The following is an 18,396-nucleotide window of genomic DNA, read 5'->3' on the forward strand; positions in this document are numbered from 1 at the left end:
TATTTCCATGAAAAAAACTGCCCCTGATCTATTTTCCTATCCCCGTTATTGGGCTGAATGCTATGGCATTGCTCCTTTTTTGCCGACGACACGGGAGGAGATGGATCAACTAGGCTGGGATAGTTGCGATATTATCATTGTCACCGGTGATGCCTATGTCGATCATCCGAGTTTTGGTATGGCCGTGATGGGCCGGTTACTCGAAGCCCAAGGGTTTCGCGTGGGTATTATTGCGCAACCCGACTGGCGCAGTGCTGATGCCTTTATGAGTTTGGGCAAACCGAACCTCTATTTTGGTATTACCGCCGGCAATATGGATTCAATGATCAATCGTTATACGGCTGATCTGCGGTTACGTCATGATGATGCTTACACCGCGGGTGGTAAGGGTGGCAAACGCCCCGACCGAGCGGTCATTGTTTACAGCCAGCGTTGTAAGGAGGCATGGAACGATGTGCCCGTTGTGTTGGGCGGTATTGAGGCGAGCTTACGTCGCATCGCGCAATATGACTATTGGAGCAACAAAGTGCGTCGTTCAGTGTTGCTCGATGCCACCGCCGATATCCTACTGTATGGCAATGCGGAACGGGCGATTGTTGAGCTGAGTCATGGCCTTGCGGCGGGTAAAACTATTGATGAGCTGTCGAATATCCGCGGTACCGCTATTTTGCGGCAGGCCCCTCCTGCGGGCTATGTTGAGCTTGATTCGAGTCGTATCGATTGGCCGGGTAATATCGATAAACTACCGAACCCTTACGATTTTGGTACCGATCAAAGCGGTGCGGAGAAGTTAATCGACCCTACGACTAAGCGCTGCGGGGCGGATAGTTCTGTTGCACCAGCCGAGTCTGAGGCGGATGAACATATCTCGCCGATACGGATTATTCCGATGCCGCTCAAGCGTAAAGAGAAACTGGATCCTGAAACGACTTATATTCGTTTGCCTTCGTTCGATAAAGTGGCTAAAGATTCGGCGCTCTATGCACATACCTCTCGGGTGTTACATCAGGAATCAAACCCTCACAATGCGCGAGCATTGATACAGAAACATGGCAATCGAGAGTTGTGGGTTAATCCGCCGCCTATTCCGCTGGAAACACCAGAGATGGATGGCGTCTTTGGTTTGCCCTATCAGCGGGTGCCTCATCCTTCCTATGGCAAGGATAAAATCCCTGCATACGATATGATCCGTTTTTCAATCAATATTATGCGCGGATGTTTCGGTGGTTGTACCTTCTGTTCTATTACTGAGCATGAGGGCCGTATTATTCAAAGCCGCTCCCATGAATCGATATTGAATGAGATGGCTGAGATACGGGACAAGGTGCCGGGCTTTACTGGGTCGATCTCTGACCTCGGTGGTCCGACATCCAATATGTATTTTCTGAACTGCAACGATGATGATATTCAATCGAATTGTCGTAAGCTGTCCTGTGTTTATCCGACGATCTGTAGCAACCTAGTGACGGACCATAGTCAGACCACCGAGCTATACCGTAAAGCCCGTAAAATGGAGGGGATTCATAATATAGCCATCGCTTCAGGGCTGCGTTATGACTTAGCGGTTAAAGATCCTGAGTATGTACGGGAGCTGGTGACCTACCATGTGGGCGGCTACCTTAAAATCGCGCCGGAGCACAGTGAACAAAACACCCTGAGTAAAATGATGAAGCCGGGTATGGATACCTATTATGACTTCAAAAATATGTTTGATCAGTTCTCGGCTGAGGCGGGTAAGAAGCAATACCTAATCCCGTACTTTATCGCGGCGCATCCTGGTTGTGACGATGACGACATGTTGAGTCTATCGCTGTGGTTAAAGCAGAATGATGTCAAAGTCGATCAGGTACAGAATTTTTATCCCTCACCGATGTCGCTGGCCACGGCGATGTACCATTCGGAAAAGAATCCTCTAAAGCAGATTACCTATAAGAGTGAGACGCTGTATATCCCTAAAGATAAAGCGCAACGTAAAGCACATAAAACTCTGCTGCGTTATCACGATCCGGAAAACTGGTCAGATCTGCGGGTGAAATTAAAGGAGATGGGCCGAGAAGATCTTATCGGCACTAAGCCTGGTCATCTGGTAACGCCTGAGGAGGCGCCTAAGCGTCGAGAGAATACTAAGGCTGTGAAAGGTGTAAGCGGCACGCGGATGGCCGCGAAACAGGCACAGAAGAGCAAAAAAGTGTCAGCAGGGCGTCCTGCCAAGAAACGTAAAGGGCCGAGCAGTATTAAAAAACAGCAGCACTGATGTTGAGTGCTGCTGTTTTATCTTCGCTCAGTAAAGATCATATGATTCTCTCAGATGCTGCTTGAGTGAGCGATCCTCCATATAATCTTCAATCATTTTGCGTTTACGATTTTTCCTCGCGATTTTTTTCTGTCGACCTGGCTCAGGGTCGATGAAGAAATCATTATCCATCTCATCTAAGTTTTCAGTGACTAGCGCATCTAGGCGAATTTTATTACTCATAACTACTGACCAAGGGGTTGTGTTGTCGGTGGATCAATCAAACCCTTTATTAATGACGTTGGTGTGACGGCGGGATTAAGGTTTTATAATGCCAAGATGACAGGTTGCTGCTGGGTATTATGTAGGCGAGACAGTGCTGCGTTAGAGGGCTAGCGCGAGGGTGTAATAAAAAGGCAGTCAAGGCTGCCTTTAATCGTAGAATTCTCGTAATTCCTGTTCTAGGCGACGCTGCTCAATCAGTAACTCAATGCGTCTTCTTTTTTCGGCATCACAGCAGAACTTTTTTTCTTTAGCGTCGATCTCTAAATCGATGTCATCATCTAGTATGTCATCGACGATATCGAGATCATCGGTAATATTTTCTTGTTTTGTCATGGCTTCGCTCTTCACATGAATTTGGCTGTTCATCTCTTATCGAGATTCGCCAATACTTATTGATCACATGCTCAAACCCGCTTGCCTTGCAGGTTCGCGTCATTGCCGATTATGAGGTAAAAATTTTTGGCGTAAAATGATTTTTTTTAATTGAATTATATTTTTCATGAATTTTTTGAAAGTAAGAATAACTAGCTAAATTTGGAAGTGATGCTAGTAGGATATCTGGAAGCTCATGCTAAGAATTTATGTTAAGAGCTTATGTCAGGCGCTTATGCGGAGAGAGTGCTAAGGGGCGGAACATAGATCACCGGATTTGAGGCATTGTTGAGACGAAAAAAAACGCCTAGAGTTAGGCGTTTTTTAGAATCAAAGCATTAGAATTTTTGCAGGGCGGCGATACGATCATCAAGCGGTGGATGGCTTGATAGAAGTGCCATAAAGCCATGTTTCATATGGCTGCTGATGCCGAAGGCGATGAGTGTTTCAGGCATCTGGTCGGGTACATTGTATTCCGCTTTTAGGCGTTGCAATGCGCCAATCATCGCGTGGGGGGAGGCGAGTGTTGCACCTGCTTCATCGGCTTTAAACTCTCGACGGCGACTAAACCATGCAACGATGGTTGAAGCCAATATGCCTAGTACGATCTCAGCCACGATTGTGGTGATAAAGTAGCCGATACCGTGCCCCTGTTCGTTTTTCAAGATTGCCCGATCCACAAAGTGACCGATAATGCGTGCAAAGAACATGACGAAGGTGTTTACCACGCCCTGAATCAGAGTCAAGGTGACCATGTCTCCGTTAGCAACGTGACCTATTTCGTGGGCCAATACTGCCTTGATCTCCTCTTTACGAAAACGTTGCAGCAAACCGATACTGACGGCGACAAGGGCGCTGTTTTTATTCCAGCCGGTGGCGAAAGCGTTGGCCTGTTGAGCGGGGAAAATACCGACTTCCGGCATTCCTATCTTCGCTTTATCGGCTAATTCTTTAACGGTATCGAGCAGCCATTGTTCATCAGCCGTACGTGCTTGGGTGATGATTTCTGTACCGCTGCTTCTTTTAGCCATAAATTTAGATAAAAACAGTGATACGAAGGAGCCCGCAAATCCAAATACCGCACAGAAGGCCAGTAGATTGCCAAGATCCATATCAACACCATTTGCCTGTAGGATGGATCCTACGCCGAACAAACTGAGCGTTATGCTGGCGAGGGCAATGACCGCAATGTTAGTTAATAGGAATAGACCGATTCGCATCATGATAGGGTAGCTCTTTGTAGTGAAGTTGTTGATATAGATATAGGCGATGAGAATAAGTTTCAACTGCTTTTTCGTTTTAGGGGATAAAAAACTAGCCCAATGCGGGATGGGTTACTATAATCGCGCCCTTTTACCATGATGCATGTCTGAGCGGACCTTCTATGCAAGCTATTTTTGATTCTATTTCTACCCAGCTTGGCCTATCTCAGGGAGAGGTTCGACGTTTATTTCATGGCCGAGGGCGTTGTTTTCCCGGATATGAGCAGTTGATTATCGATCTTTTGCCTCCCGTGGTGATTATCCGGTTGTTTGAAGCGCATCCGGTTGCGTTGATTGAGCGGTTGGATCAGTTTTTTCAGCAGCTCGATGAGACGATTAAGCCGGATGCTCTGGTTGTACAGCATCGCTACCGCCGGGAAAATAGTGTCGAAATTCGATGGAATAACGGTACAGTAGACCCCGAGCAGTTATTGCAAGTGACAGAGCTTGGCTTGCAATACCATGTGCGTCCCTTGAAGAACCAGAATAGTGGTTTATTTTTAGATATGCGGGAAGGACGGCGCTGGGTGCGACATAACAGTCAGGATAAGCGTGTCTTGAACCTGTTTGCTTACACCTGTGGTTTCTCGGTGGCCGCTATCGCGGGTGGTGCTAGTGGGGTGGTTAATCTAGATATGAGCCGTGGTGCACTGAGTACCGGCCGGGAAAACCATCGTCTTAATCAGCTACCCACCGATCAGGTGAAGTTTTTAGGTCATGACCTGTTTCGTTCATGGGGTCGGCTTAAGCGGGAAGGGCCTTATGACTTGGTGGTTATTGATCCGCCGAGTTTTCAGCGGGGTAGCTTTGTCGCCACTGATGATTACCGCAAAGTATTGCGGCGTTTGCCTGAGTTGACGGTGGACGGTGGGCAGGTGTTACTCTGTCTTAACTCCCCTGAACTTGGGAGTGACTTTTTATTACAGCTGGTGGACGATTGCTGTCCTGAGTTTACGTATTGTGAACGTATTGCCCATCCGGAGGATTTTCCGGACCGGGACCCTGAGCAAGCACTGAAGGTGCTGTTATTTCAAAAGACGGGCTAACCCGTTAGAAAGTAAAGTGATTAGCTAATCAGGAATGTTATGAATTTGATCTGCCTGGATTTGGAAGCCAGTGGCCTAGGGCCTCACTCCTATCCGATAGAAGTCGCCTGGAAAAGTACGGCGGGCCAGAGTGATAGCTTTTTAATCAATCCGGATTCGGTCCCTGGCTGGGATTTCTGGGATGAGTATGCGGAAGAGCTACATAACCTGTGCGTGTCTGAGTTGCGCGAAAAGGGCGTGACGGCAGACGTTGCTTGCCAGCGATTGAATGAGCAGTTGCAGGGTCTGGATGTGCTCAGCGATGCTTGGGAGTTCGATAGTTTCTGGCTTAGCCGACTGTTTGAGGCGACCGGAGAGACGATGGCGTTTCGTTTGATCGGTTTGCCAGCCTTGTTGAGCCCAGATGAGTTGTTAACGTATAAGTTGATCTGCAAGGGGCAGTGGCGTCAGCATCGGGCGATGAATGATGTCGATCATATTATCGAAGCGGTCTTGCGAGTGCATTCTGATAGGGACGCGTAACGGGTAAGCGCTCAGCCCTTAGGCTGATCTATTGATTTATAAAAGGCAGCTCATTGAGCTGCCTTTTTTGTATGCTGTGGTTTGGGCTTTTGAAAATCAGAGATTTAGAACGTGTTTTTCGATATGGGTACGGAGCTCTTCGTATTGGCCCATCTCTTCTGGCTTGAAGTAAAATTTATAAAAATTACGTTCTACGATGCTGCCTTTGGTGTCGCCAATCTTTTCTTTGGTGCTTGAGTAGCGGTAAGCCATCTGTAAATGAATGATTCGGGTGTGCGGCGGCACGCTGATCTTATGACCTTCGAGGTCGTAACGTGTTTTGGCCTCTTTGATGGTATAAAAAGAGATCTCGGCTGCATGACCTAGGTTGATCAGAAAGTTACTGGTGACCGGCAGGATATGATTCTTCTCCATGCCATTGTGTTCCATGTAGATACCGCAATTTTTCTTGATCTTAATAAACATACTGATTCCGCGAGAGTAAGTTAATCGTTAAGGATGTGTTGCCGCCTAGCCTTTGGTTTTAGCGCCTGCTAAATACCCGCTGAGCGTGCTGTTTCCTTATGTTTATCTTTCATGAGTTTATTCTTTAGCTGGCCTAAGCTGTAAGGCGGCTAAATTATACGTCTATTTTGTAACAGAAAGATGACTCAGTATAGCGCTTGATGGGTGAAATAAAAAAGCGACCTTTCGATCGCTCATCAAAAAAACTATGCCTGAGAGTAGTTTTTCAGAAATAGGCCAATCCGCTCGATCGCTTCAATCAGTTCATCTTCACGGGGTAAGCATACAAGACGGAAGTGCTGAGTATCTGGCACATTAAACCCGCTGCCCTGAACAATGAGTACTTTCTGTTGCTGTAGTAGATCCAGCGCCATCTTCTCATCGTTTTTGATCGGGTAAACGTCAGGGTCTAGTTTGGCAAATAGGTAGAGTGACCCCTGTGCCTTAACGCAGGAGACCCCTGGTATTTCATTAAGCTTTTGCCAGGCGATATTGCACTGCTCATATAAGCGTCCGCCGGGGGCGGTTAGCTCATTAATGCTCTGATAGCCGCCTAGTGCCGTTTGGATCGCATGTTGCGCTGGAACGTTAGCGCATAGACGCATACTGGCCAGCATGTCCAAACCTTCGATATAATCACGGGCTTGATGCTTGGGGCCTGTAATAATCATCCAGCCGGAGCGGAATCCCGCTGCGCGGTAGGCCTTAGATAGTCCATTAAAGGTAATGCAAAAAACCTCATCGCTGAGAGAGGCGAGGGGAATGTGCTGAGCATCATCGTAGGTGATTTTGTCGTAGATCTCATCGGCAAAAATAATCAAACCGAACTCTTCCGCCAAGGCGATGATCTGCAACAGAATGGCTTCTGAGTAGACCGCACCTGTCGGGTTATTGGGGTTGATGACGACAATCCCCTTAGTGCGTTCAGTGATTTTACTGCGGATATCCGCTATGTCTGGTGCCCAGCCATTTTGCTCGTCGCAATGGTAATGGATGGGGTTGCCGCCGGCGAGACTTGCTGCCGCCGTCCAGAGTGGATAGTCTGGCGCAGGGATAAGGAGCTCATCATTGTCATTCAAGAGGCCCTGAGTCGCCATCACGATCAGTTCGCTGACGCCGTTGCCGAGAAAAATATCCTCGATAGTGACGTTTTTGATGCCTTTTTTCTGGCTTTCCTGCATGACGGCCTTGCGGGCAGAAAACAGGCCTTTTGAGTCACAGTAACCCTGTGCGGAAGGTAGATTGTAAATAACGTCTTGAACGATCTCTTCCGGCGCATCGAAGCCGAAGGGGGCGGGGTTGCCGATATTCAGTTTGATTATACGTTGGCCCTCTTCTTCAAGACGTTTAGCTTCTTGAAGGACGGGGCCGCGGATGTCATAACAGACGTTGATCAGCTTATTCGATTTTCTGATAACGGACATGGATTAATCCTGTAGTGGTGTCCTGTAATATTCTATGATCGGTAAGTAAACATAGAGGTGAGAAGGGTAGCTGCTTACCGAAGGATCGAAATAATACGCTTTTTAGCGGATGTTGCACAGTAACAGATTGATCTTTTCGTTTTTGTTATCTGTATTGGAGTTTTTTATGGCAAGTCATGATTTTAAAGTGAAAAAAACTGAAGCGCAGTGGCGTGAAGAGCTGACACCCGAGCAGTATTACGTCTGTCGAGAGAAGGGCACTGAGCGACCGGGTACGGGTCAGTATGATCAGTTTTTTAAAGAGGGTGAGTATCATTGTGTCGCTTGTGGCGAAAAGCTGTTTGAGAGCCAAAGTAAGTTTGATGCAGGTTGTGGTTGGCCGAGTTTCGATGCCCCAGCGGTGGCGGAAAATATTACCGAAAATCACGATAACTCTCACGGTATGATTCGTACCGAAGTGGTGTGTAGTGGCTGTGGCGCTCATTTGGGACATCTGTTTCCCGATGGTCCGACTGATACGGGGATGCGTTACTGTATCAACTCTGTATCCATTGATTTTAGCGCTGAGGAGAATTAAGCGGTGAAGTCGTTTAACTGGCTCTATGAGCATGTCGCAGCCCATAAGGCTGGGCAGGATATTGAGGCGTTGCTGCCCCAGGTGAAGTCTGTCGATGAATTGAAAGGGATCGGCGATGATCGATTTTTATCTGAGATGAGCTTGCGGGTGTTTCGGGCGGGCATTAAACATTCGGTGGTGAATGCCAAGTGGCCTGCTTTTGAATTAGCTTTTTTTGGCTTTGATCCTGAAAAAATCATTTTAATGAGCGATGATCAGTTAGAAAATCTGATGCAAAATGATCAAATTATTCGGCATTGGGGCAAGATAAAATCGGTACGCGCCAATGCATTGATGGTGACTGAGTTAGCGGCGCAACACGGTAGCTTTGCTAATTTCATCGCCGACTGGCCGGTCACGGATCTTGTTGGGCTTTGGGCATTACTAAAGAAACAGGGGCAGCAGTTAGGTGGGAAGTCTGGGGCGTATTTTTTACGTCAGATCGGTAAGGATACTTTTCTGCTGACCGATGATGTGGTGGCCGCACTCAAGGCTCAGGATATTATTGATAAATCGCCTACCTCAAAGCGAGATCTCCAGATAGTGCAAAACTGTTTCAATCAATGGCAGCAGGAATCAGGCCGGCCGATGGCGCATATTAGCCGGCTGTTATCCTATACCGTGGGGTGGTAAGCGGGGTTAATCGGCTAAAAAGTTAATCAGTTTGGTGTCGTTGAACGCTCGGTTGACGGTCATGAGTAGGATTTCGTTAACCATCTTTTGGTTGTCGGCCAGTGAAGGGGTTGTCGCATATTGATACTCCTTCTCTGTGCTGTAGTTGCCGCTGAGGAATTTACCATGCTTTTCGGCGATGACGTTGATCGTGGCGTTAAGTTTGACGGCTTGCAGTGCTTTTTGCGTGGCGCTGTATTCTAAGTTTTGTAATTGAACGGTCAGGCGGGTGTCTGATGAGAGTGCCGGCGCTGCGCCGAGTCTCACAACTGCGACTTTAGCGCCCTGTTGCAGTGCATCGGTGGCCGGTGTTGGCAGGTTGACGGGCGCGCGATCGCTCAAACGGCTGATGCGATAGCCGATAGTATCGCTGTTGCGCATATCTTTACTGTGGACTTCGATCTGCAGGTCGCTGGGCAGGGACGCTTGAGTCGTTACCGTTGGGTGCAGTGGTTCGATAGATACCTGATGTGGTTTAAAGGTGCTGCAGCCGGTTAACAGGATCGCACCGGTGATTATTCCAACGAAGGCTTTGCGCATGGTTATTGCTCCAAATCTGGGATCGTTTTTGGGGTCAGCATATCTAAAAATAGGGCCAGTGAATCGGCTAGTTTCATAATAGGCTTTTTGCCCGGTTGTTCTAGCCATATTTCTCCCGTCTGGTTATCGATGGATATAAATTTCTCTCCATCGGGTTCAGTGCAGGCAAAAAATAGGGTGGCCGGCTGTTTCTGTTTCTGCTTAGTCAGCAAATGACCCACCAGGTTCCCTCGCAGGCGTTCGCAATCTTTGTCACTCCAGAGAAATAGCAGGCTAAGGTCGCCCCATTCAGAGGTGGCTGGGAGTGGTTCTGACCAGTAGCGACTGTACCAAGTGCGAAGATCCGTATGGATGCTGTAGCCCAAGGCTTGCTCTAAGCGGTCGAACATATCGTGACAGCTGTTATTGTTGTCGGCCTGTCGTTCGGGTAGCCACTGAATACTTTCGTCGGGCTCAGTCTCGCCGCGAAGACAGTCGGAAGGCCATTCAGGATCATAAGTCGTTAAAGGGGGGCGGCCTATTTGGTCAAGTTGTAGTTTGATCGCTTGTTCTACAAAGGCGTCAATTTTAGTAATAAGAGTCTGGGACATATTTATGGGGTCCGATACGTCTGGATGTAGGTGGGTGTCGCCATCAGGCTGACTTGCGGGTGAGTTTATCAGAGTAACGGTCTGTCGTTGTAAAACTTGATGTGATCCTGCTGGGGCTTTATAGGGTGGTTGGTGCTTTGGGAATGATTTTTTTAGGATAAACGTTTGACATACCAAGCAAAATCATTAGAATTCGGCTCTCGATTTAAGGGGCGTGTAGCTCAGTTGGGAGAGCGTCGCCCTTACAAGGCGAATGTCGGGAGTTCGAGCCTCTCCACGCCCACCAAGTCGAATGACTTGCCAAATTGTTTTTTATGTGCAAAATGGCCGTCGCGAGTTTTGATCTCGCACAATACGAAGCGTGAGTTTCGTTTGTTAGATTGCCAGTCTATCACTGATGTGGGAATGGTGGTCGCGGGTTTGAGTCCCGTATAATGCGGAGTGGTAGTTCAGTTGGTTAGAATACCTGCCTGTCACGCAGGGGGTCGCGGGTTCGAGTCCCGTCCATTCCGCCACTTTTTAAGCTGATTCGATTGTATAATCGGATGAGTGCTTCTAAAGCCTAAAGTGCTAGGCAAGGAAGTAAAACGATAAGCCATCTGCTTAGTGGGCGTGTAGCTCAGTTGGGAGAGCGTCGCCCTTACAAGGCGAATGTCGGGAGTTCGAGCCTCTCCACGCCCACCACTAAGCTTAAACCACTGCGAAGTGGTCGTTTAGTTTGATTGATTACCAGTCTGTCACTGATGTGTGGCATGGTGGTCGCGGGTTCGAGTCCCGTACAATGCGGAGTGGTAGTTCAGTTGGTTAGAATACCTGCCTGTCACGCAGGGGGTCGCGGGTTCGAGTCCCGTCCATTCCGCCACTTTTTTAGCTGATTCGATTGAATGATCGGATGAGTACTTCTAAAGCCTAAAGTGCCAGGCAAGGAAGTAAAACGATAAGCCATCTGCTTAGTGGGCGTGTAGCTCAGTTGGGAGAGCGTCGCCCTTACAAGGCGAATGTCGGGAGTTCGAGCCTCTCCACGCCCACCACTAAGCTTTAAGTGAAAGCTTAAACCACTGCGGAGTGGTAGTTCAGTTGGTTAGAATACCTGCCTGTCACGCAGGGGGTCGCGGGTTCGAGTCCCGTCCATTCCGCCACTTTTTTAGCTGATTCGATTAAATGATCGGATGAGTGCTTCTAAAGCCTAAAGCGCCAGGCAAGGAAGTAAAACGATAAGCCATCTGCTTAGTGGGCGTGTAGCTCAGTTGGGAGAGCGTCGCCCTTACAAGGCGAATGTCGGGAGTTCGAGCCTCTCCACGCCCACCACTAAGCTTAAGTCTTTTTTTGTTAAGGCTTAAACCACTGCGAAGTGGTCGTTTAGTTTGATTGATTACCAGTCTGTCACTGATGTGTGGGATGGTGGTCGCGGGTTCGAGTCCCGTACAATGCGGAGTGGTAGTTCAGTTGGTTAGAATACCTGCCTGTCACGCAGGGGGTCGCGGGTTCGAGTCCCGTCCATTCCGCCACTTTTTAAACTGATTCGATTAAATGATCGGATGAGTGCTTCTAAAGCCTAAAGTGCCAGGCAAGGAAGTAAAACGATAAGCCATCTGCTTAGTGGGCGTGTAGCTCAGTTGGGAGAGCGTCGCCCTTACAAGGCGAATGTCGGGAGTTCGAGCCTCTCCACGCCCACCACTAAGCTTTAAGCGAAAGCTTAAGCCACTGCGGAGTGGTAGTTCAGTTGGTTAGAATACCTGCCTGTCACGCAGGGGGTCGCGGGTTCGAGTCCCGTCCATTCCGCCACTATTAAGCATGAAGGTGTTCAGCCTTTATCGCTTCTGTTCAAAATATCATTATCTCTGTGCTGCCATTAATCGTCTTACTTGGCGATGTCGAATCCATGTTTTAACTAAGTCTAGCCGTAATCTTGATTGTTGATGTAATAGCTAATATCGCTCTTTTTTCGCATCATTGATAATTGCCTGTTTGATATAGTGCTTTATCTTGCTGAATCCAAAGCCTTCCTTCCACACTGTCTGTTTTGCTTATCTACCATTTTGGGTATTTAGCGCAGGCGTATTGCTGCTTTACGTGTTATAAAGTTGCTTAATTTTTATTCTGGTATCTCCCTTGTTTGTTATTACGTGGAATAAGTACTTAATCAAATGCATCTGAATATTAATCAGGCTGAGTTGATATCGATTTGCCCCGACCCTGTGATTGCTGTTAGCCGTCGCGGGATCGTGTCTGTGTTTAACCGTTCAGCGGAAAGCCTGCTTGGCTATGATGCTGAAGCGGTCATCGGGAAGATGAACATTCGCCAGATCTACCCTAGTCACCTTGAAGCCAGAAAGATTATGCGGCTGATGATGGATGAGCAGATGTATGGTGTGGGTAGAATCGAAGGTTATGAAACCTATGTGCTGAATAGTCGTCGGGAGAGGGTGCCTATCCGTTTGTCTGCCGCCGCGTTGATGGCCAATGGACAATACCGTGGCAGCGTGGGGTTCTTTCATGACATGACGAGGCAGAAAGCATTGGAGACCTCCTTATTAAAGCAATCAATTACCGATGATTTGAGTGGTCTATTTAATCAGCGTCATTTTTATGTGCAGGTTGCCAGTGAGATGATGAGGGTTAAGCGCTATGGTGGCGGGTTAAGCTTGATCTGTATTGATTTGGATGGCTTTAAGCAGGTTAATGACACGCTGGGGCATCTGGAAGGCGATCAAATTATCCGTCAGATCGGTCGAGTTCTCCGTGATGGCTTGAGGGATTCAGATCAAGCCTTTCGCTATGGCGGCGATGAATTTATGCTGATGCTGCCCAATACCTCTATGGAAGATGCGTGCAACTTGGCTAGCCGAGTGCGTTCCTTGTTTAATCTTGAGTGTAGTTATTCGCCTGATGCCTTGAGCCATGCTGATGTTAAGGTTTCCATGAGTCTTGGTGTCGCCGCCTGTACCGAGGCTGAGCCCGTCGACTATTTTATCCAAAAGGCCGATATGGCAATGTACAGTGCTAAGCAGGCTGGGGGGAATTGCGTTAAACGTTTTGCTGAAGATAAGCATTAAACGATGCTTATTTATATAGGGTTGAGCGGTTACATCTCCTCGCCGCCATCAGCATATGAATCGTCGTCAAACTCCTCGTTAAGGCTTTCCAGTAGCAGTTCTTCTGTGTAATCTTCCATTTTATTCTCCTTTATTTTGAGTCTGTTATTCTCGGGCGTCTTGATGAAGAAAAAATGACAGGATTCTTACCGTTTTATGACCCAGCATTTACCTGTTGCCAACCCCGTTATTCCTATTGATGTCATTGAGTTGCCTGAGTTTCAGCAAGCGGGCGTTCAGCTTGAGTTGTTGCGTCTTGATCTTGTTCATCCGCTGGTCAGCGGCAATAAGTGGTTCAAGTTAAAGTATGCCTTACAGGCGTTCCAAGCATCGGACTGTCAGCTATTACTTAGTTTTGGTGGGGCTTGGTCGAATCACATTCATGCTTTGGCCTATGCTGGATTTGAGCAGGGGATCGAAACGGTGGGTGTGATTCGTGGGGAGCGACCGGCCAAGCTATCGCCCACTCTCGTCGATGCAGAGCGTTGGGGAATGCAGCTTGAATTTGTGACCCGCGCGCAGTATCGGGACAAAACAGATGCAGTGTTTATGTCAGGGTTGCGGGAGAAATATGGTGAGTTTTATGCTTTGCCTGAAGGTGGCGCGGGTGAATGGGTGATTGCGGGCTGCCGAGAGATTTTATCTCTCTTTGATGCTGCCGCTTATGATCTTATCTGTTGTGCCTGTGGTACCGGTGGAACGCTCGCGGGACTGATCGCGGGTAAACCTGCCGATGTTAGTTTATTGGGTGTTTCAGCGCTTAAAGGTGGCGAGTTTCTTTATGCTGATATTCGCGGATTGCTAACGGCTGCGCAGATTGATGATCCCGGTGGTTGGTCGTTGGCACTAGATTGCCATGAGGGTGGCTATGCTAAGGTGTCGTCTCGGTTGGCAACGGTCATGCAGCATTTTACTGAGCATAGTGGCATTCGCTTGGAGCCGGTCTATACCGGTAAAGCGTTATTGGCATTGTTGCAGAAGATGGAGCGCGGTGAGTTTGCGCGAGGTGCGCGGGTGATGTTGATTCATACCGGTGGTATGCAGGGGTTGCGGGGGATGGAGGCTGCTCTGCTCAAAAAACTATCCTAAGGGTTGATTAAAAAGCCGTGCTAGCTTTATGGGTAGATGCGGTTAAATCGCTATGAATATGAGTATAATGTTTAAAAACAATCAGGTAGCTAAGGTTGTGCAATAATCGTAGCGTTTCAGTGGAGTGGCAATGGATAACTTTCGTAATATTGGTTTGATTGGGCGCTTAGGCAGTACTAAGGTGCTTGATACCCTGAAGCATCTGATTCGCTTTCTCGATGAGCAGGGGTTAACGCCTATTCTGGATCAGAAAATTGCGGCGGTTATGCCAGGTCATGGGCAGCAAACCAGTTCCCCTCGTTTGATGGGTGAGATCTGTGACCTAGTTATCGTTGTCGGTGGTGATGGTAGTCTGTTGGGTGCCGCCCGTAATCTGGCGCAATCGAATGTGCCTGTGTTAGGGGTTAACCGTGGAAGTTTGGGCTTTCTAACTGATATTTCCCCTGCTGAAATCGAAGAGAAAGTGGGTGAAGTTCTGAATGGTCAGTATACGGTTGATCGCCGCTTTTTGATTGATGTATTGGTTAAGCGAAACGGTGAGCCGATCGGTGAGTCAACGGGGCTGAATGATTGTGTATTGCACCCTGGGAAATCGGCTCGGATGATTCAGTTTGAACTCTATATCGAGGGCCAGTTTGTCTATACGCAACGTTCCGACGGTCTTATCGTCGCTACGCCAACCGGCTCTACCGCCTATGCGCTATCGGGTGGTGGCCCTATTATGCATCCTCGACTGGACGCCTTAGTGCTGGTGCCTATGTTTCCCCATACGTTATCGAGTCGGCCTATTGTGGTTGATGGTAATAGTGAACTTAAGCTGGTGATCAGTGATAGTAACGAGACTTATCCGACCGTAAGCTGCGATGGCCAAAAGCATATTAACTGTGCCCCAGGAGATACCATTACAATTCATAAAAAGCCCCATAAATTAAAGCTTTTGCACCCCCTGAGCCATAACTTCTATCAAACCTGTCGCGAGAAGCTTGGTTGGGCCACTCGGTTGGGCGAGTGACCGGAGTGTCTATGGAACGTGCTTATCAAGGCTACGATCTGATCGGTGATGTTCACGGTTGTGGGCAGTCGCTCGAGTTGTTATTAAAAAAGCTCGGTTATAGCCGGAAAAAAGGTATTTATCAGCACCCGCAGCGCCAGGCTATTTTTATCGGTGATATTGTCGATCGTGGACCGCGTATCCGTGAGGCGTTACATATTGTTCGCGATATGGTGGATGCTGGATATGCCCAGATCGTCATGGGGAACCATGAGTTTAATTACCTGTCTTATTTGACACCGGGGTTGCCTGGATCTGGGATGGAGTACTTAAGAGCTCATAACCGACGACATCTACGTATCCTTAATCAAACACTCGAGCAGTTTGCGAACTATCCGCAAGAACAGAAAGAGTTTTTGCAATGGATTAAGGAGATGCCGCTGTTTTTGGATAATGGGCAGTTTAGAGTGGTGCATGCTTGCTGGTCTGCGGCGCATATTAATCGCTTTTTACACACTCAGGGGGGAAATCGAATCGATGATGAGTATCTGCATCGTTCCGCCTATGAGGGGACGCCTGAGTGGGAGACCATGGATCGCTTGTTGCGTGGCACGCATCTTAAGCTACCGAATGATGAAATGATGGTGAGTAAGGATGGCTATAAACGACGTTTTTTCCGCACGAAATTCTGGGCGGAAAACCCTCAGTATTATGTCGATGTCGTTTTTCAGCCCGATCCGTTGCCTGAGCATGTGGCGCGCAAGCGCTTGAGTCCGCAGGATTATAAAGACCTACTGTATTACGGTACTGATGAGTCGTTGCTGTTTATTGGTCATTACTGGTGCGACGGCAATCCTAAGCCGCTGGCACCGAATATTGCCTGTATCGATTACAGTGCGGTGAAGTTTGGCAAATTAGTGGCCTATCGCTTGGATCAGGAAACTAGGATCGATCCAACAAAATTTATCTGGGTTGATGTATTAAAGGAAATTAGTAATGTGCCCTGACAACATGTTGCGTATCGCACGATGATGAATGAAGTTTTTCGCGTCTCTCTTGATCAAGACCTGAGTGGTTTTACGGCTATTCTGTGGCAGAAAAAAATTCCCCACCGAGTGTTAGAGCATGAAGGCGAGCAGCAACTATTAGTGCCTTATAATGTTAATGCCGAGCAGATTGCCGCGCTTTATCAGTTATGGCAGCAGGGTGGGGATCTATCCGGATTGCAGGTTCATCAAGAGGGCGGCCGGTCAGCGAATAGTAATATTTTGGGTAGTTGGTTAACGCTGCTACTGATTGCGTTCAGTGTCGTCATCACGTTGTTGGTGTCGTTGGGCGATAATGTACAGATGATGAGCTGGTTTACCATTGTCGAGTTTCATGTGCAGGGTAATAAGATTTATTATGCTGACTTGCCGGCGATGTTAATGGATGGGCAGCTTTGGCGCTTAATTACGCCGGCGTTTATGCATTTTAATGTGCCGCATATCCTGTTTAACCTGCTATGGGTTTGGGTGGTCGGGCGGCGGATCGAGTTGCTGCTTGGTCGTTCCGTCTTGCTTGGCTTATTTCTATTTTCCGCACTGATTTCAAATGTCGCGCAATTTTGGATCAGTGGCCCCATGTTTGGTGGGATGTCTGGGTTTGTCTTTGCCTTGCTGGGTTTTGCTTGGTTGTGGGATCGGTTGAAGCCGATGACCATGATTGGTATGCCGCCCGCCTTGATGGGGTTTATGCTGTTTTGGCTAGTGTTAGGGTTTTCCGGAGCACTGGAAAGTCTTGGCTTGGGCTCGATTGCCAATACCGCTCACCTAGCGGGGCTGGGTGCAGGCCTGGCGCTGGTGCCGTTTGTGCGGCTGTTTCGGCAGTAAGGTGTTGGCTTAAGTAGGACTAAAAAGCAGTATTTAAAAAGTGTGATTTAAATCGTCCACTGGGCTGTAACGCTAGATGCTAGCTAAGGCTGTGATATTATGACGTCCCATTGTGGAGAGAATAAATGAATTTTGAAAAGATGATTGAGGCGATGACCCCCGAGGTCTATCAAAACCTAAAGCGGGCGGTTGAATTGGGCAAGTGGCCTAATGGTGACCGGCTTAGCAGTGAGCAGCGGGAAACCAGCTTACGTGCGGTAATTGCCTATGATCAGATGAAGTTGCCGGAGCATGAGCGTACCGGTTATATCAATCGCACAAAAACCGATGGTAGTCAGCACGGTTCCGATCCTCTTGAGCCGCAGGTTCTCAAAATTTTGAACGATCATTGATGAATGTTATCGCGCAGGGGGCACTGGTAAAAATGCCAGCTGAGATCGGCCCTCAGATTCGTTATCAGTTGAAGTTAGATGATCAGCTTGTTGAGCTCAATGATTATATTGGCAAGCCGATTAAATTGACCTATCAGGGGCAGATTAACTGCACCCATTGTGGCCGTAAAACCAATAAAAGTTTTGCGCAGGGTTATTGTTATCCGTGCTTTAAAAAGCTGCCGCAGTGTGATCTTTGTATTATGAGCCCAGAGAAATGCCATTACGATCAGGGCACCTGTCGTGATCCTTCGTGGGGTGAACAGTTCTGTTTTCAAAGCCATTATGTCTATTTGGCAAACTCGTCCGGGGTTAAGGTTGGTATTACCCGTGGGACTCAGATTCCGACTCGTTGGATTGATCAGGGTGCGATTCAGGCGTTGCCGATTTTTAGGGTAGAGACCCGTTTTCAGTCGGGTTTGGTTGAGCGGATTTTCGGCGAACATGTGACGGATAAAACGAACTGGCGGGCGATGCTTAAAGGGCAGGTGGATCGCTTAGATCTCTATGCAGAACGGGATCGTCTCATGGATTTGTGCCAGCCTGGCTTAAATGAGTTAGAGAACCGTTTTGGTCTGCAAGCTATTCAGCGATTGGCGGACGCCGAGGTGTTGGAACTTAATTTTCCGGTATTGAATTTTCCGGAGAAAATAACCAGTCTTAATTTTGATAAAAACCCCGTGGTTGAAGGGGTTTTACAAGGTATAAAAGGGCAGTACCTGCTGCTGGATAGCGGTGTGATTAATCTGAGAAAATTTACCGCCTATCAGATTGGATTTTGTGCCTAAGGTTTGTGTCGCTTTCAAAGTTGTATCAGTACCCAAGCGTTATCAGGGTTGAAAGCATATTTATT

Annotated in this window: 19 protein-coding genes and 10 tRNA genes; 22 read left to right on the forward strand and 7 right to left on the reverse strand. The window is 47.9% G+C overall.

The features are described from left to right. Positions 1 to 7 precede the first annotated feature (7 nt). Positions 8 to 2,254 (forward strand): YgiQ family radical SAM protein, encoded by a 2,247-nt coding sequence (locus EH243_RS16600; protein ID WP_126159784.1) that lies wholly within the window; start codon positions 8 to 10, stop codon positions 2,252 to 2,254. A 27-nt stretch (positions 2,255 to 2,281) separates the two neighbouring features. Here EH243_RS16600 and EH243_RS16605 read toward each other — a convergent pair whose 3' ends face one another. The 3 genes from EH243_RS16605 to htpX form a co-directional block, all read right to left on the reverse strand. Further along, entirely contained in the window at positions 2,282 to 2,476 is a 195-nt protein-coding gene (locus EH243_RS16605; protein WP_126159785.1) for a PA3496 family putative envelope integrity protein, read from the reverse strand. A 189-nt stretch (positions 2,477 to 2,665) separates the two neighbouring features. Next, the gene (locus EH243_RS16610) at positions 2,666 to 2,851 is read right to left on the reverse strand and encodes a hypothetical protein (protein WP_126159786.1); all 186 of its coding nucleotides are present in this window, start codon (positions 2,849 to 2,851) and stop codon (positions 2,666 to 2,668) included. Positions 2,852 to 3,228: 377 nt separating this feature from the next. Beyond that, positions 3,229 to 4,113, reverse strand: coding sequence for a protease HtpX (gene htpX / locus EH243_RS16615; RefSeq protein WP_126159818.1), 885 nt, complete (start codon positions 4,111 to 4,113; stop codon positions 3,229 to 3,231). Between the two features lie 161 nt (positions 4,114 to 4,274). Here htpX and EH243_RS16620 point away from each other — a divergent pair, with 161 nt between their 5' ends. Continuing rightward, positions 4,275 to 5,198 carry a class I SAM-dependent methyltransferase gene (locus EH243_RS16620; protein WP_126159787.1) on the forward strand — a complete coding sequence of 308 codons (924 nt, stop codon included), beginning with the start codon at positions 4,275 to 4,277 and terminating at the stop codon, positions 5,196 to 5,198. A 39-nt stretch (positions 5,199 to 5,237) separates the two neighbouring features. Continuing rightward, complete coding sequence (locus EH243_RS16625; protein WP_126159788.1) at positions 5,238 to 5,720, forward strand: hypothetical protein; 483 nt, start codon at positions 5,238 to 5,240, stop codon at positions 5,718 to 5,720. Positions 5,721 to 5,816: 96 nt separating this feature from the next. Here EH243_RS16625 and EH243_RS16630 read toward each other — a convergent pair whose 3' ends face one another. Further along, entirely contained in the window at positions 5,817 to 6,185 is a 369-nt protein-coding gene (locus EH243_RS16630) for a hypothetical protein (protein WP_126159789.1), read from the reverse strand. 245 nt (positions 6,186 to 6,430) lie between these two features. Continuing rightward, positions 6,431 to 7,648 (reverse strand): pyridoxal phosphate-dependent aminotransferase, encoded by a 1,218-nt coding sequence (locus tag EH243_RS16635; RefSeq protein ID WP_126159790.1) that lies wholly within the window; start codon positions 7,646 to 7,648, stop codon positions 6,431 to 6,433. Positions 7,649 to 7,814: 166 nt separating this feature from the next. Here EH243_RS16635 and msrB point away from each other — a divergent pair, with 166 nt between their 5' ends. Both msrB and EH243_RS16645 read left to right on the forward strand, forming a co-directional pair. Continuing rightward, positions 7,815 to 8,225, forward strand: a complete 411-nt coding sequence (msrB, locus tag EH243_RS16640; RefSeq protein WP_126159791.1) for a peptide-methionine (R)-S-oxide reductase MsrB — start codon at positions 7,815 to 7,817, stop codon at positions 8,223 to 8,225. 3 nt (positions 8,226 to 8,228) lie between these two features. Beyond that, positions 8,229 to 8,897: a DNA-3-methyladenine glycosylase I gene (locus EH243_RS16645; RefSeq protein WP_126159792.1), complete on the forward strand. Its 669-nt coding sequence runs from the start codon at positions 8,229 to 8,231 to the stop codon at positions 8,895 to 8,897. A gap of 6 nt (positions 8,898 to 8,903) precedes the next feature. Here the strand turns inward: EH243_RS16645 and EH243_RS16650 are convergent, their stop codons facing one another. After that, positions 8,904 to 9,476 (reverse strand): YajG family lipoprotein, encoded by a 573-nt coding sequence (locus EH243_RS16650; RefSeq protein ID WP_164549147.1) that lies wholly within the window; start codon positions 9,474 to 9,476, stop codon positions 8,904 to 8,906. Positions 9,477 to 9,478: 2 nt separating this feature from the next. Beyond that, on the reverse strand, positions 9,479 to 10,066 hold the full coding sequence (syd, locus tag EH243_RS16655) for a SecY-interacting protein (RefSeq protein WP_126159794.1): 588 nt from the start codon (positions 10,064 to 10,066) through the stop codon (positions 9,479 to 9,481). 210 nt (positions 10,067 to 10,276) lie between these two features. On the opposite strand from syd, the gene EH243_RS16660 reads away from it, so the two are divergent. The 17 genes from EH243_RS16660 (at position 10,277) to EH243_RS16740 (ending at position 18,331) form a co-directional block, all read left to right on the forward strand. Next, positions 10,277 to 10,352: transfer RNA gene (locus EH243_RS16660), tRNA-Val, on the forward strand. A 152-nt stretch (positions 10,353 to 10,504) separates the two neighbouring features. Then, positions 10,505 to 10,581, forward strand: a tRNA-Asp gene (locus EH243_RS16665). Positions 10,582 to 10,674: 93 nt separating this feature from the next. Next, positions 10,675 to 10,750: transfer RNA gene (locus EH243_RS16670), tRNA-Val, on the forward strand. A 101-nt stretch (positions 10,751 to 10,851) separates the two neighbouring features. Next, a tRNA-Asp gene (locus tag EH243_RS16675) sits at positions 10,852 to 10,928 on the forward strand. Positions 10,929 to 11,021: 93 nt separating this feature from the next. Next, positions 11,022 to 11,097: transfer RNA gene (locus EH243_RS16680), tRNA-Val, on the forward strand. A 31-nt stretch (positions 11,098 to 11,128) separates the two neighbouring features. Next, a tRNA-Asp gene (locus EH243_RS16685) sits at positions 11,129 to 11,205 on the forward strand. A 93-nt stretch (positions 11,206 to 11,298) separates the two neighbouring features. Beyond that, positions 11,299 to 11,374 (forward strand) — tRNA-Val (locus EH243_RS16690). A gap of 123 nt (positions 11,375 to 11,497) precedes the next feature. After that, positions 11,498 to 11,574: transfer RNA gene (locus EH243_RS16695), tRNA-Asp, on the forward strand. Between the two features lie 93 nt (positions 11,575 to 11,667). After that, positions 11,668 to 11,743, forward strand: a tRNA-Val gene (locus EH243_RS16700). Between the two features lie 31 nt (positions 11,744 to 11,774). Beyond that, positions 11,775 to 11,851 (forward strand) — tRNA-Asp (locus EH243_RS16705). A 362-nt stretch (positions 11,852 to 12,213) separates the two neighbouring features. Continuing rightward, positions 12,214 to 13,122: a GGDEF domain-containing protein gene (locus EH243_RS16710; RefSeq protein ID WP_126159795.1), complete on the forward strand. Its 909-nt coding sequence runs from the start codon at positions 12,214 to 12,216 to the stop codon at positions 13,120 to 13,122. A gap of 195 nt (positions 13,123 to 13,317) precedes the next feature. Continuing rightward, positions 13,318 to 14,250, forward strand: a complete 933-nt coding sequence (locus tag EH243_RS16715; protein WP_126159796.1) for a 1-aminocyclopropane-1-carboxylate deaminase/D-cysteine desulfhydrase — start codon at positions 13,318 to 13,320, stop codon at positions 14,248 to 14,250. Between the two features lie 130 nt (positions 14,251 to 14,380). Beyond that, complete coding sequence (locus tag EH243_RS16720; protein WP_126159797.1) at positions 14,381 to 15,262, forward strand: NAD(+) kinase; 882 nt, start codon at positions 14,381 to 14,383, stop codon at positions 15,260 to 15,262. Positions 15,263 to 15,273: 11 nt separating this feature from the next. Further along, positions 15,274 to 16,248 (forward strand): metallophosphoesterase, encoded by a 975-nt coding sequence (locus tag EH243_RS16725; RefSeq protein WP_126159798.1) that lies wholly within the window; start codon positions 15,274 to 15,276, stop codon positions 16,246 to 16,248. 21 nt (positions 16,249 to 16,269) lie between these two features. Next, positions 16,270 to 17,112: a rhomboid family intramembrane serine protease gene (locus EH243_RS16730; RefSeq protein WP_241235116.1), complete on the forward strand. Its 843-nt coding sequence runs from the start codon at positions 16,270 to 16,272 to the stop codon at positions 17,110 to 17,112. Between the two features lie 125 nt (positions 17,113 to 17,237). After that, on the forward strand, positions 17,238 to 17,504 hold the full coding sequence (locus EH243_RS16735; RefSeq protein ID WP_126159799.1) for a YeaC family protein: 267 nt from the start codon (positions 17,238 to 17,240) through the stop codon (positions 17,502 to 17,504). Then, on the forward strand, positions 17,504 to 18,331 hold the full coding sequence (locus EH243_RS16740) for a DUF2797 domain-containing protein (protein WP_126159800.1): 828 nt from the start codon (positions 17,504 to 17,506) through the stop codon (positions 18,329 to 18,331). The genes EH243_RS16735 and EH243_RS16740 overlap by 1 nt, the downstream gene beginning before the upstream one ends. The last annotated feature ends 65 nt before the right edge of the window (positions 18,332 to 18,396 follow it).

Source organism: Amphritea opalescens (assembly GCF_003957515.1).
Classification (GTDB): Bacteria; Pseudomonadota; Gammaproteobacteria; order Pseudomonadales; family Balneatricaceae; genus Amphritea; species Amphritea opalescens.